At 69.6% G+C, this 13,291-nt stretch carries 12 protein-coding genes; 5 read left to right on the top strand and 7 right to left on the bottom strand.

Going from position 1 to position 13,291, the window contains the following annotated elements; all coding sequences use genetic code 11:
* Window positions 1-114: 114 nt before the first annotated feature.
* The gene (locus V5F59_RS21755; RefSeq protein ID WP_393980861.1) at window positions 115-435 is read left to right on the top strand and encodes a YbaB/EbfC family nucleoid-associated protein; all 321 of its coding nucleotides are present in this window, start codon (window positions 115-117) and stop codon (window positions 433-435) included.
* A 219-nt stretch (window positions 436-654) separates the two neighbouring features.
* Here the strand turns inward: V5F59_RS21755 and V5F59_RS21750 are convergent, their stop codons facing one another.
* Both V5F59_RS21750 and V5F59_RS21745 read right to left on the bottom strand, forming a co-directional pair.
* A complete protein-coding gene (locus V5F59_RS21750) occupies window positions 655-1,221 on the bottom strand; it encodes a GNAT family N-acetyltransferase (protein WP_393980863.1) in 567 nt (188 codons plus the stop codon).
* Between the two features lie 244 nt (window positions 1,222-1,465).
* On the bottom strand, window positions 1,466-2,596 hold the full coding sequence (locus V5F59_RS21745; RefSeq protein WP_393980865.1) for a type III PLP-dependent enzyme: 1,131 nt from the start codon (window positions 2,594-2,596) through the stop codon (window positions 1,466-1,468).
* Between the two features lie 825 nt (window positions 2,597-3,421).
* Here V5F59_RS21745 and V5F59_RS21740 point away from each other — a divergent pair.
* Both V5F59_RS21740 and hemA read left to right on the top strand, forming a co-directional pair.
* Window positions 3,422-3,763: a hypothetical protein gene (locus tag V5F59_RS21740; RefSeq protein ID WP_393980867.1), complete on the top strand. Its 342-nt coding sequence runs from the start codon at window positions 3,422-3,424 to the stop codon at window positions 3,761-3,763.
* A gap of 237 nt (window positions 3,764-4,000) precedes the next feature.
* The gene (hemA, locus tag V5F59_RS21735; protein WP_393980869.1) at window positions 4,001-5,287 is read left to right on the top strand and encodes a 5-aminolevulinate synthase; all 1,287 of its coding nucleotides are present in this window, start codon (window positions 4,001-4,003) and stop codon (window positions 5,285-5,287) included.
* Window positions 5,288-5,357: 70 nt separating this feature from the next.
* Here the strand turns inward: hemA and V5F59_RS21730 are convergent, their stop codons facing one another.
* The 5 genes from V5F59_RS21730 to rpmH all read right to left on the bottom strand — a co-directional run bounded on the left by V5F59_RS21730 (window position 5,358) and on the right by rpmH (window position 9,299).
* On the bottom strand, window positions 5,358-5,915 hold the full coding sequence (locus V5F59_RS21730; protein ID WP_393980871.1) for a cytochrome b: 558 nt from the start codon (window positions 5,913-5,915) through the stop codon (window positions 5,358-5,360).
* Window positions 5,915-6,517 carry a YceI family protein gene (locus V5F59_RS21725; RefSeq protein WP_393980873.1) on the bottom strand — a complete coding sequence of 201 codons (603 nt, stop codon included), beginning with the start codon at window positions 6,515-6,517 and terminating at the stop codon, window positions 5,915-5,917. Before V5F59_RS21725 ends, V5F59_RS21730 begins: the two co-directional genes overlap by 1 nt.
* A 233-nt stretch (window positions 6,518-6,750) precedes the next feature.
* Window positions 6,751-8,580, bottom strand: a complete 1,830-nt coding sequence (gene yidC, locus V5F59_RS21720; protein ID WP_393980875.1) for a membrane protein insertase YidC — start codon at window positions 8,578-8,580, stop codon at window positions 6,751-6,753.
* The gene (rnpA, locus tag V5F59_RS21715) at window positions 8,573-9,136 is read right to left on the bottom strand and encodes a ribonuclease P protein component (RefSeq protein ID WP_393980877.1); all 564 of its coding nucleotides are present in this window, start codon (window positions 9,134-9,136) and stop codon (window positions 8,573-8,575) included. Before rnpA ends, yidC begins: the two co-directional genes overlap by 8 nt.
* A 28-nt stretch (window positions 9,137-9,164) precedes the next feature.
* Window positions 9,165-9,299, bottom strand: a complete 135-nt coding sequence (gene rpmH, locus V5F59_RS21710; RefSeq protein ID WP_012113946.1) for a 50S ribosomal protein L34 — start codon at window positions 9,297-9,299, stop codon at window positions 9,165-9,167.
* A 381-nt stretch (window positions 9,300-9,680) separates the two neighbouring features.
* On the opposite strand from rpmH, the gene V5F59_RS21705 reads away from it, so the two are divergent.
* Both V5F59_RS21705 and V5F59_RS21700 read left to right on the top strand, forming a co-directional pair.
* Window positions 9,681-11,465, top strand: coding sequence for a glucan ABC transporter ATP-binding protein/ permease (locus tag V5F59_RS21705; RefSeq protein ID WP_393980879.1), 1,785 nt, complete (start codon window positions 9,681-9,683; stop codon window positions 11,463-11,465).
* 280 nt (window positions 11,466-11,745) lie between these two features.
* Window positions 11,746-13,158: a serine hydrolase gene (locus tag V5F59_RS21700; RefSeq protein WP_393980881.1), complete on the top strand. Its 1,413-nt coding sequence runs from the start codon at window positions 11,746-11,748 to the stop codon at window positions 13,156-13,158.
* Window positions 13,159-13,291 lie beyond the last annotated feature (133 nt).

Genomic DNA, 13,291 nt, shown 5'->3' with positions numbered 1-13,291 from the left:
CGGGAGCGCGCGGCGCCTGAGCCGCGCGCGCAGGAACACGCCCGCGCGGAGGCTGCGCGGAACACCTCGCGCGGCGCCCGGTGGCGCGGCGCGGCAACATGGAGGATGGGCGCCATGCGCGACCTGATGGGCATGATGAAGCAGGCCAAGGAGCTCCAGGAGCGCATGCAGCAGATGCAGGCGGAGCTGGAGACCATCGAGGTGGACGGCGCCGCCGGCGGCGGCCTCGTCACCGCCCGCGTCACCGCCAAGGGCGAGTGCAAGGCCGTGCGCATCGACCCCTCGCTGGTGAAGCCGGAGGAGGTGGAGATCCTGGAGGACCTCATCGTCGCCGCCCTCGCCGACGCCCGGTCGAAGGCCGAGCGGGTGATGCAGGACAAGATGCAGGCCCTCACCGGCGGCCTCGCCTTGCCTCCCGGCCTGAAGCTGTTCTGAGCCCTTCCTGCGGCGATGCATGCCGAGGCCGGTCGCCGGGGCGCGCATGCCCCGCTGCTTCGGCTTGCATCGCTGCGCCGGTCTTCGTCGTGGAGCGGTGGGCGGCCGGATGTGTCGGGCATTCTCCCCTCTCCCGCGCGGCGCGGCAGGGCCGGCGCCGGGGGAGAGGGGAGATGCGCGCCCGCTTCGGCGAACGATCGCTTTCGTGAACGGAAGCGATCAGGCCGAGCGGCGCGTCTCGCCAGCGAGCGCCTGATGGGCCAGCTCGGCGAGGGAGGGCTGCACGATGCGCGCACCGGTGGGGCTGATGAGGCCGCGGGCACCGTCGAGGGCGCTTTCGGCGAGCTCCAGCGCCAGCAGGCGGTGGCGGTCGTAGGGACCGGGCATCCACAATTCGCCGGTCTTCTGCGCCGAGAAGCCGAAGCGGCCATAGTAAGGCGCATCGCCCACCAGGATCACCGCCCCATGCCCCTTCTCCTGCGCCGCCGCGAGGGCGGTGCGCATCAGGGCGCCGCCAAGCCCGTGGGCCTGGAACCAGGGGTGCACCGCCAGCGGGCCCAGCAACAGCGCCGGCCTGCCCGGCCCGGCGGTCACGTTCCACAGGCGCACGGTCCCGGCGAGCCGTCCGTCCGGCCCGTAGGCGCAGAAGGCGAGGCCCTCCGCCGGCAGGCGGCCCTCGCGCAGGCGCTCGGAGGCCTTGGCGCGGCGCTCCTCGCCCAGGCACAGGTCGAGCAGGGCCTCGCGGGAGGCCACATCTTCCACGGTTTCCAGCACGATCTCGGTCATCGGCATCTCCTGTGCCAAAACGGAGAGGTGAAGAAGCCCGTCCCGGCCGCGATGCAGCCAGGTGAACCCCTTGAAGGGACGGGTGCGGAAGACGAGGGAGCAGGCTCCCTCCCCATGCCCCGGACGGCGCGTGGCCGGTGCCGGGGGACCGTGTGCGGGGCCCCAGCCGCGCCGGCCCCGGATGCGGCGCATCGGGGGCGGGGGCTCGGGCGCCGCGCGGGCGCTGAAATGGCCTCTTCGGCCCTCAGATCACGTAGGAGCGCAGCGGCGGAAAGCCGTTGAACGCCACCGCCGAATAGGTGGTGGTGTAGGCGCCGCACGCCTCGATGATCACCTTGTCGCCGATGGAGAGCGACAGGGGCAGCTCCACCGGGGTCTTCTCATAAAGCACGTCGGCCGAATCGCAGGTCGGTCCGGCCAGCACGCACGGGGCGGTGTCGTCCCCGTCCCGCGGGGTGCGGAACGGATAGCGGATCGCCTCCTCCATGGTCTCGGCGAGGCCGCCGAACTTGCCGATGTCCAGGTATACCCAGCGCATGGCGTCGGCCTCGGACTTCTTCGAGATGAGCACCACCTCGGCCTCGATGAGGCCGGCGTTGCCCACCATGCCGCGGCCCGGCTCCATGATGGTCTCGGGGATCTGGTTGCCGAAATGCTTGCGCAAGGCGTCGAAGATCGCCTCGCCATAGGCCTTGGCCGCCGGCACGTCCTGCAGATAGCGGGTGGGGAAGCCGCCGCCGAGGTTCACCATCGACAGGGAGATGCCCCGCTCGGCGCAGCTGCGGAAGATGCGCGCGGCGGAGGCGAGCGCCCCGTCCCAGGCGTTCACGTTCTTCTGCTGCGAGCCCACGTGGAAGGACACGCCATAGGCGTTGAGGCCGAGGCGATAGGCGTGCTCCAGCACGTCCGTCGCCATCTCCGGCTCGCAGCCGAACTTGCGCGACAGCGGCCATTCGGCGCCGGCGCCGTCGCACAGGATGCGGCAGAACACCTTGGAGCGCGGGGCGACGCGGGCGATCTTCTCCACCTCTTCATAGGAGTCGACCGCGAACAGGCGCACGCCCAGCTTGAAGGCGCGCTCGATGTCGCGCTCCTTCTTGATGGTGTTGCCGAAGGAAATGCGCTCGGCGCCCGCGCCGGTGGCGAGCACCATCTCGATCTCGCCGGTGGAGGCGCAGTCGAAGGACGAGCCCATCGCCTCGAGCGTCTTCAGGATGGCGCCATCGGGGTTGGCCTTCACCGCATAGAACACGCGGGTGTCCGGCAGCGCGCGGGCGAACGCCTGGTAATTGGCGCGGACCACGTCGAGGTCCACCACCACGCAGGGGCCGTCCTCTCGTCGGGTACGCAGGAATTCGCGGATGCGATCGGTCATGGTGTCCTCCCCGTGACCTGAAGCCTCGTGAAGCGCGGACCAGGCCGCGCGACGACAGGACGGACAACCCCACCTGGGGCCATCCGGGGCACGCGCAGGCAGCCGCGCGGCGATGTGGACACGCCGAACGTCTGCGGGCCGTACCCGCTTCGCCGGGCTCAATCCCGGCCGCATCATCGGACCGAACGGCAGTCGAACCGCCCGGCATGGCGACACGCCACGCGGGTGAGGAAGACGACTGCGCACGCTTGGAGAGGGAAATCCCACTCCGCACGGCCGGCAAGATGTAGTGCCTCTTCAGTAACGCCGGCCTTTGGAGGGCCGACCGAGACCAAAAAAGCCCTTACGTCGTTGCTTCAAGTCACGTCCCCCGCATGAGGAGCGGGGTGGGCCGGTTCCCTCCGGCTATCGGTCGTCCTGGCAGCTTTCCGGCCTCTTGTCCGGAGTCCTACCGACCGACACGCGACCACAGGCACGTGCGAATTTGGGCGAAGGCGGATGTAGGGGATTCGACCCGCCTATGCAAGGGGCAAATTGATGGAAATTGGGGCGGATCGGAGTCAGTACTCAAAATGTGTGAAGGCGCGCATGCGCCCGAAGTGAGCAGCGGGCCGCAATCATGGGCATGCCGGGCAAGCGGGTGGCGCGCGCCGGTGCTTTCGTCGCCGTCCTGCTGGCCCTCGGCACGCCGGGGCGGGCCGCCGTGCCGATGGCGGCCGTGCTGGCCATGGAAGGCTGGCGCCGCACCGAGACGCCATCGGGCGTCGCCGCCTATTGCCTGCGCCAGCCCCGGATGTCCGGTGGGGGCGCGCACAAGCTACAGGAATGCAGCCCCATCGTCCGGACCTCGCCCGCGAGGCTTTTGAAGCCCATCACATGCGCCTCGCCCGCGATGCGCCGGCCGGGTCGCGGGGGCAGATCCTCACGGCGGGGGTGCACGATCTCGAGGAGCGGACCGTGGAGGCGGTGCGGATCCTGTCCATCCGGCGGGACGTGGCGTGGTCGGACGGCACCCGTGCCGCCAGCATCGACGCGCTGCTGATCGGGCCGTCCGCCTCCAGGAGCGTCGTCGCCGATGCCGCCGACCCACGCACGGTGGCGGCGGTGTTCGATCACTTTCTGCCGCGGCTGATCGATCTGGTGCTGGTCGCGGAGCCCGCCCGATAGCGCCGGCGCGGCGCGCGCCATGGTCCGGGCGGCGCGGCCGGGCGCGGCCGCGGCCCCGCGTCGCGCGCCATGCTGCGATGCGGAAATTCTGTTGCAGCAGCGCTAGGTTGCGCCGGATCGCCGCGCGTCCGCCTCACCTCTTGATTGGTATCAATACAAGGAGCAAGGTTCCCCCGTAAGGTGAGAACAATGAGCGATCGTTCCTTTTCGGTCGCCTGTCGCCCCGCAGGGTCCGGAATGAACTACGACAGCTTTTTCGCCGACGCCATCGACGCCCTGCGCAAGGAGCGCCGCTATCGCACCTTCGCCGAGATCGAGCGCGACGCCTCGCGGTTCCCGCGGGCGGTGTGGCATTCCCCCGGCGGCCCGCGCGACATCGTGGTGTGGTGCTCCAACGACTATCTCGGCATGGGCAGCCACCCCAAGGTGGTGGAGGCCATGTGCGAGGCGGCGAAGGCGCGCGGCGCCGGCGCCGGCGGCACCCGCAACATCTCCGGCAACAGCCATGAGATCGTGGCGCTGGAGCGCGAGCTCGCCGACCTGCACGGCAAGGAATCCGGCCTCGTCTTCACCTCGGGCTACATCTCCAACGCCACCGGCATCTCCACCATCGTGAAGCTGATCCCGGACTGCGTGGTGATCTCCGACGAGCTCAACCACAATTCCATGATCGAGGGCGTGCGCCACGGCGGCCGGCAGAAGGCCATCTTCCGCCATAACGACCTCGACCATCTGGAAGAGCTGCTGCAGGCGGCCGGCGACCGGCCGAAGCTGGTGGTGTTCGAGAGCGTCTATTCCATGGACGGCGACATCGCCCCCCTCGCCGGCATCTGCGACCTCGCCGAGCGCTACGGCGCCATGACCTATCTCGACGAAGTGCACGCGGTCGGCATGTATGGCGACCGCGGCGCCGGCGTCGCCGAGCGTGACGGCGTCATGCACCGGGTGGACGTGATCGAGGGCACGCTGGGCAAGGCCTTCGGCGTGGTCGGCGGCTACATCACCGGCAAGCGCCTGATCATCGACGCGGTGCGCTCCTACGCGCCCGGCTTCATCTTCACCACCGCCCTGCCGCCGGCCGTCGCCGCGGCGGCCGCCGCCTCCGTGCGCCACCTCAAGACCTCCCAGGCGGAGCGCGAGGGCCAGCGCGCCCAGGTGGCCAAGGTGAAGGCGGCGCTCGCCGCCGCCGGCCTGCCGCAGATGGAGACCCCCACCCACATCGTTCCGGTGATGGTGGGCGACGCCAAGGCCTGCAAGATGGCGAGCGACCTGCTGCTCGCCGAGTACGGCATCTACATCCAGCCCATCAACTACCCCACCGTGCCCCGCGGCACCGAGCGGCTGCGCATCACTCCCACGCCGTTCCATGACGACGCGCTGATCGCCCATCTGGCGACGGCTTTGTCGGACGTGTGGGAGCGGCTGGAGCTGCCCTATGCGGACCGGGAGGTGGAGCGCACCTCCGTCTCGCGCAGCACCGCCCTTGGCCCGGCGCCCATCCCGCTGCCGGTCGCCGGCGGCTGACCGGCCGCGAGCGGATCGCACCCTTCGAGATGCCCCGGCCGGTCCGGGGCATTTTCGTTTCCGGGGTGTCTCAGCCGATCATCCGCCGCAGCGTGCCGTCGTGATCCACCGCCACGTGCTTGATTGTCCCGGCCACGTGCAGGACGACGAGCGCCGTCAGCACGAAGGCGAAGATCTCGTGCAACCCGCTCAGAACCGCATAGCTCGCCGGATCGGGACGGATCAGCTCGGGCATGGGGACGAGGCCGAGAAAGGGCAGGGGCACCATGAGCGGCAGGTGCAGCGGTGAGGCGGACGTCGCCAGCCAGCCGGTGAGCGGCATGGCGAGCAGCAGCATGTAGAAGGTTGCATGGACGAGGCGGGCCACACGCCCCTCCCACCCCGCCGTTTCCGGCGGGCGGCCGGACATGGCGCGCGCTGCAAGGCGTGGCAGCCACAGGGCCAGCACCAGAAGGCCGATCCATTTGTGCCACTGGTAGAGGGTGAAGCTCGTGGGCAGGTCGAACTGCGCGTTGGTCATCACGAAGCCCAGCGCCAGCAGGCCGAGCACGAGCGCCGCCACGCCCCAGTGCAGCAGGCGCAGCGGCAGGCTCCAGCAGGCCGGCGGCATGGCCTCCGGCGTGCGCATCACTCGCCCACCGCGACGGTGGAAACGGTGATGGTCACGATGTCCGCCACCATGGGCGACCCGCCGGTCATGCCGAAGTCGGAGCGGCGGATGTCGCCTTCCGCGACCAGCCTGTAGCCGGCGGCGTCGGCGGGAGTCACGGTCACGCGGAAGGACTGGGGCCGGGTGACGCCGAGCAGGGTCAGGTTGCCCGTGAGCTCCACCGTGTGCTCATCCACCTTGCGCACCGAGGTGGAACGGAAGGCAATGCCCGGATGGTGTGCCGTGTCGAGGAACCCGGGCGCGCGGACATAATCGTTGAGCAGCGGCGAGTGCGTATCGATGGAGGCTGCGGCCACATCGAAGGCGACATGGCTGCGCGACGGGGCGGCGGCGTCGACGGCGAGCTTCGCGGTGAAGCGGCGGAACTCGCCCCGCGTCACGGGGTAGCCCTTGGCGCCGATGGCGAAGGCGATCTGCGTCCGTGCCGGGTCGATGCGATAGCTCGCGGCGCCGGCGGTGCCGGTGCCGAGGAGCAGGGCGGCGGCCACGAGGCCGGTCAGGGCGGAGCCGGGCCTCGCGGACCGGGGCCTGAACGTTCTGGGATTGGCGGAGCTGGACATGGCGACCCTCCGTTCTGAACGACAGAGGGGTACGCTCGGAGCATGGCGGCGGATGGTCGAAGACGCGCCCCCGGGATCACAGGCGGGTGAGCCCCCTGGGCATACCGCCGCCGTGAACGAAAACGCCGGCGCTGGTGGCGCCGGCGTCTCGAGAATGTGGAAAGCTGCAAGGGAGCCCCGCAGTCGGGCGGGGGGCGCCGGCTCTTGCCGTGCGTCCTTGCCTGTCCCTTGGCCTATCCCTTGGCCGAGGCCTTCTTGCGGAAGGCGGAACGGATGTTGTCCCACAATTCGATCTTCACCCCGTGGCGCTTCATGATGACGGCCTGCTGGGTCACCGAAAGCGTGTTGTTCCACGCCCAGTAGATCACCAGGCCGGCGGCGAAGTGCGCCAGCATGAAGGTGAAGATGATGGGCATCCAGTTGAAGATCATCTGCTGGGTCGGGTCCGGCGGGGCCGGATTGAGCTTCATCTGCACCCACATGGTGATGCCCATGATGATGGGCCAGGCGCCCAGCAGCAGGTAGCTGCCGATGACCGGGACGGAACCCGGGTCCCACGGGATGAGGCCGAACAGGTTGAAGATGGTGGTCGGGTCGGGCGCGGACAGGTCGCGGATCCAGCCGAAGAAGGGCGCGTGCCGCATCTCGATGGTCACGAACAGCACCTTGTAGAGGGCGAAGAACACCGGGATCTGGATCAGGATGGGCAGGCATCCCGCCACCGGGTTGATCTTCTCCTTCTTGTACAGCTCCATCATCGCCTGCTGCTGCTTCACCTTGTCGTCGGCGTAGCGCTCGCGGATGGAGGTGAGCTCCGGCTGGACCGCCTTCATCTTCGCCATGGAGGCGTAGGACTTGTTGGCCAGCGGGAAGAAGATGCCCTTCAGCACCACCGTCACGATCAGGATGGCGACGCCGAAGTTGCCCACCAGCCGGTAGATCCAGTCGATGGCGAGGAACAGGGGCTTGGTGATGAAGTAGAACCAGCCCCAGTCGATGAGCAGGTCGAAGCGGTCGATGCCGTAGGTCTTCTGGTAGCCGTCGACCACCTGCACCACCTTGGCGCCGGCGAAGAGCTGGCTCTTGGAGGTGACCGTCGCGCTCGGTTCCACGGTCATGGGGGCGGCGAGATAATCGGCCTGGAAGGTCTGCACGCCGCCGAGGCTGGAGGTGGAGAACTTGGCGTCCACCTTCACGCTCTGGTCGGGGATGACGGTGGCCGCCCAGTATTTGTCGGTGATGCCGAGCCAGCCGCCGGTGGCGGAGAAGGTGTGGGGCTTGTCCTTCTCCAGCTTGGCGTAGGTGACCTCCTGGAGGCCGTTCTCGCCGAGCACGCCGATGAGGCCTTCGTGCAGGATGTAGAAGCCGGCCACGTGCGGGATGCCGTGGCGGGAGACCAGCGCATAGGGATAGAGGGTGGCCGAGGCGCCGCCCTTGTTCTCCACCTCGTCCTTCATCGCGAACATGTAATGGTCGTCGATGGTGAAGGTGCGCCGGAACACGAGGCCGCCGCCGTTGTCCCAGGTGAGGGTCAGGGGCGTCTTCTCGGTCAGCGTGGCGCCGGCCGGGGCGGTCCAGACGGTGTCGGGGCCCGGCACCTTCACGCCGGTGCCGGCGGCCGAGGTCCAGCCGAATTCCGCATAGAAGGGATTGGGGGCGCCCGAGGGGGACAGGAGCACGATGTTCGGGCTCTTGGGGTCCACCGTCTCGTGGTATTCAAGGAGGGAAAGGTCGTCGACCCGGCCGCCCTTCAGCGAGATGGAGCCCTTCAGGCGCTGGGTGTCGATGACGACACGCGGGGTCAGGGCGAGCGCTTCCTCGCGGGTCAGGGCGCGGGCGGGCGCGGTGCCGCCGGCCTGGGGCACGCCGCCGGGCGCGGGGGTCGCGCCGGGAGCAGCGGACGTTCCGGGCGTGGCCTGCGGAGTCGCCTGCTGGGCGATGCGCTGCTGCTCGGCCGCCTGCCGCTGCTTCTCCGCCTGCGGGATGCCGAAGAAATACTGCCAGCCCAGCAGGATCGCCAGCGACAGGCCGATGGCGATGAACATGTTGCGGTTTTCAGTCATGCCGGAGGGCCTCCGTCGGCGGGCGTCGGCTTGGATCGGTAGAAGTCGAGTCTGTCAGATCGTGTGTCTGGGCGGCGGCGGGGGCCGGGCGCGGACCCTTGTCCGGTCCGCCTGCGCCTTGCGCGGCGGCCTTGCGCCCGTCCGGCGTCCGGTTCCGCTCGGGCCGTCCGCGGCCGGGTCCCGGATCGCGCTTGCCGCCCGGATCGCGCTTGGCATCGGATTTGGGCCGGGCCGGGGCGTCGAGCTTGCGCAGGGCGCGCTCCAGGTCGCGCACCAGGGTCTCGAACGGCGTCCGCAGCGCGGCCTCGCGCGCCACCAGCACGTAATCGAAGCCGGGCCGGCCGGCCTCGGGCAGCACCTTGCGGGCCACCTCGCGCAAACGACGGCGGATGCGATTGCGCACCACCGCGTTGCCGGTCTTCTTGGTGACCGTGAAACCCACGCGCATCCCGTCCGCGTCGCCGCGATCGCGGCCCTGCATCAGGAAGGGCGCCGTGCCGGCACGCAGGGCCTTGGCAGCGGCGAGGAAGTCACGGCGTTTGCGGAGGCGATCCACGATGGGCAGCTCCGCGTATGTCCACCCCTCAGGCGGACAGGCGCTGGCGGCCGTGGTTGCGGCGGGCGGCGATGATCTTGCGGCCGTTGCGGGTCGCCATGCGCGCACGGAAGCCGTGGCGGCGCTTGCGCACGAGCTTGCTCGGTTGATAGGTGCGCTTCACGGGTCTTGTCTCCGGATGTCTTGAGGCTGCCTAAGGTGACGGACCCCGGCAGCGGCGCTGCGACGGCGATTTCGCCGCTGCCCGCTCGCGCGGCTCGAATGAACGAGATCGTTGCGAGAAATGCGGGCCGGGCTCCGGCCGCCGCAGCCGCCTGAGTTCGGGCTCGGCTTATAGGGGCGGCGGGCGGGCGCGTCAATCGGCAAGGCGGTCATCCGCACGGGTATTCGAGCCGCACGGCTGCGCGCGACGGCTGCGTCGCCGTGCCATGCCCTTGCATTCCCGACTTTATCCGGCTGCCTGACCCTTCCCCTTGATCCAGCCCCTTGCGCCAAGGCCGCGCCTCCGCTCTCCTGCGGCGGAACCGGCACGGGGACCGCGACCATGAGCCTTCTGCGCGTCTATGCCCGCACCATCAGCCTGCTCGGCCCGCAGGCGCGGCTCGGCGCCCTGCTCGCCGTCTCCAACCTTCTGCTGGCCATTGCCCAGTTCGCCGAGCCCATCCTGTTCGGCCGCATCATCGACACGCTGGCCGCCGCCCAAGCGGCGACCCGCCTGCCCACGTTCGACGACCTCACCCCCCTGCTCGCCGCCTGGGTGGGCTTCGGCCTGTTCAACATCGGCGCGGGGGTGCTGATCTCCCTGCATGCCGACCGCCTCTCCCACCGCCGGCGGCTCGGCGTGCTGGCGCAATATTTCGAGCATGTGCTCCAGCTTCCCCTCTCGTTCCACGGGGAGACCCACTCCGGCCGCCTGCTGAAGGTGATGCTGGAGGGCGTGGACGCCCTGTGGGGCCTGTGGCTCTCCTTCTTCCGCGAGGATTGCGCGGCCATCATCTCGCTGGTGATCCTCGTGCCAGTGGGCATCTGGATCAACTGGCGGCTCGGGCTGGTGCTGATCGCGCTGATGGTGGTGTTCGGCATCGTCACCGCCTACGTCATCCGCCGCACCGAGGCCATGCAGCGGGAGGTGGAGGAGTACAATTCCGACCTCGCCGAGCAGACCTCCGACGCGCTGGGCAACGTGGCCGTGATCCAGAGCTACACGCGCACGGAGGCCGAGGTCTCCGGCCTCAAGGACACGGTGAACCGGGTGCTGGCGGTGCAGATCCCGGTGCTGTCGTGGTGGGCCATGGTGTCCATGGCGACCAAGGCGGCGACCACGCTCACCATCCTCGCCATCCTGCTCATCGGCACCTGGCTCTATATCCACGGCCTGGCCGCCATCGGCGACATCGTCACCTACGTGGCCTTCGCCAACATGCTCATCGGCCGGCTCGACCACACGGTGAGCTTCTTCAACCGGCTGATGCTCTCCGCCCCCCAGCTCGCCCAGTTCTTCGAGGTGCTGGACACGGTGGGCTCGGTGCGCGACCGGCCGAATGCCCGCCCCCTCGCCGATGTGAAGGGCGACGTGGTGTTCGACGACGTGTCCTTCTCCTACGACGGCAAGCGCACCGCCGTGGGGGACGTCTCCTTCCATGCGGAGCCGGGCCAGACCTTCGCCTTCGTGGGCACCACCGGGGCTGGCAAGTCCACGGCGCTTGCCCTGCTGCACCGGGTGTTCGACCCGCAGTCGGGCGCCATCCGCATCGACGGCATGGACATCCGCGACGCCACGCTCTCCTCGCTCCGCCATGCCATCGGCGTGGTGTTCCAGGAGCCGCTGCTGTTCAACCGCTCCATCGCCGACAACCTCAAGGTCGGCAAGCCCGACGCCACCGAGGCGGAGATGCGCGAGGCCCTGGCCCGCGCCCAGGCGCTGGAACTGGTGGAGCGCAACCCCCTCGGCCTCAAGGCGGTGGTGGGCGAGCGGGGCCGGGCCCTCTCCGGCGGCGAGCGCCAGCGCCTCTCCATCGCCCGCGCGCTGCTGAAGAACCCGCCCATCCTCATCCTCGACGAGGCGACCAGCGCGCTCGATGCCGCCACGGAAGTAAAGGTGCAGGCCGCCCTCGACGAGGTGATGAAGGGGCGCACCACCTTCGTCATCGCCCATCGGCTCGCCACCGTGCGCAATGCCGACCGCATTCTGGTGTTCGAGCACGGGCGGGTGGTGGAGGCGGGCAGCTTCGATGAGCTGGTGCGCCTCGGCGGCCGCTTTGCCGGCCTGGCGCGTGCCCAGTTCATGGCGGGCACGGAAGAGGCGGGGCATACGATCGCCGAGACTTGAGCTTCGCGGCGCGGTGAAAGATTTCGCAGGGGTATCGGGCGGGTGATCGTTAAATCGGGCGAAAGCATGGCAAAAAGAACAGGGCCATAACTGCCGCTGCACCGATCTTTACCGGTGCATTTCGCCTTTTCCGCGGTTGCGAAACCGGGTAATGAGGGGCTCAATGGTATTGAGCCCTTGTTCCAATACGGGAGCTGAACGGTTGGCGCGCACGAAATCCAGTTCGACGGCTGGCGCGACTAGGGCAGGGGCCACGTGGTTCGGTCTTGCCGCAGCGGCCGTGAGCCTCGCGCTGGGCGTTCTCGCCCCCGCCTTTTCCGCGCAGGCCAATCCCATCCTCCTGGTGGAGGCCGAAACCGGGCGGGTGCTGGAGCAGAAGGACGCCGGCCGGCCCTGGTACCCGGCCTCCGTCACCAAGCTGATGACCGTCTACGTGGCGCTCAACGCGGTGAAGAACGGGCGCCTGACCCTGGATACGCCGCTCACCGTCTCGGCGCTCGCCGCTTCCCAGCAGCCGTCCAAGATGGGCTTCAAGCCCGGCACGGTGGTGACGCTCGACAACGCGCTCAAGATGGTGCTGGTGAAGTCCGCCAACGACATGGCCATGGTGGTGGCCGAGGGCGTGGGCGGCTCGCTGCCCGCCTTCGTCGCCGAGATGAACGCCACCGCGGCGCACCTCGGCATGAGCGGCACCCATTTCGAGAATCCCAACGGCCTGCCGGACCCCGACCAGATGACGACGGCCCGCGACCTCGCCATCCTGGCGCGGGCCATCATCTACCATTTCCCGGAGCAGGAGGCCCTGTTCCGCATCCCCGCCATCCGCATCGGCAAGGCGGTGCTGCGCAACTACAACCGGCTGATCGACCGCTATCCCGGCGCCGACGGCATGAAGACCGGCTTCATCTGCGGCTCGGGCTACAATCTGGTCGCCACCGCGACGCGCGGCAACAAGCGGCTCATCGTCGTGATCCTCGGGGCGCGCTCCGGCACCGCCCGCACCGAGCAGGCGGCGCTGACGCTGGAGAAGGGCTTCCAGTCCTCCTGGGGTGTGTTCGGCGCGGCGCAGCCGCTGCTCTCCAGCCTGTCCAACACGGGCGGCCCCCCCGGCGACATGAAGGCCGAGGTGTGCGGCGGCAAGCGCGTCGCCTCCGAGGCGGACGACGAGCCCGATCCGAACGCCAGCGTCGGCTTCGCCTTCGCCGCGCCCACCCTGCCCAAGTCCGGCGCCGAGCTGCTGCAGACCCTGCCGCCCTCCATGCCGCCGGTGCAGGTGTTCGTGGGCACCCGCAGCAATCCGCAGGACCTCGGCTCCGCTTATGCGGAGGACGAGAAGCCGAAGAAGAAGCCCGGCCCCAGGCAGGCGGCCAAGGATGCGAAACCCGCGGGCGGGGCGTCGCAATCCGCTTCCGCCGAGAGCGGCGACACCCAGAAGCCGGCGGCGAAGCCCAAGCCCAAGACGGCTTCGAGCGCGCCTTCCGGCTCGGAGGCGAAGCCGACGACGGCCGCTGCCTCCAGGCCCAAGTCCTCGGGCGAGGGCGCCACGGCGGATGCCGGCGCCCAGAAGAAGCAGGTGAAGCCCGCCGCCCCGGTGACGGCCGGCACGGTGCCTTCGCCGAAGCCCAAGCCGAAGCCCAAGCCTGCGGACGCTCCGGCCGACGGTGCCGCGCCCGCGCCCAAGCCCGCCACCTGATCCGGTTCCCTGGGTCGCCGCTGCGGGGCTGACGCCCCAAGGCCGTGAGCAGAGGGGCACACGACCGCTGCCTATCGACTGAGGCCCGGTGGCGCGTCCGCGCAGCCGGCTCTTGACCTCGGGCGCGGTCTCG

It is taken from the genome of Xanthobacter nonsaccharivorans (assembly GCF_043194755.2).
Taxonomy (GTDB): domain Bacteria; phylum Pseudomonadota; class Alphaproteobacteria; order Rhizobiales; family Xanthobacteraceae; genus Xanthobacter; species Xanthobacter autotrophicus_G.
The sequence above is the reverse complement of the archived record's forward strand: the minus strand, read 5'-3'. Positions and strand labels throughout refer to the sequence as shown.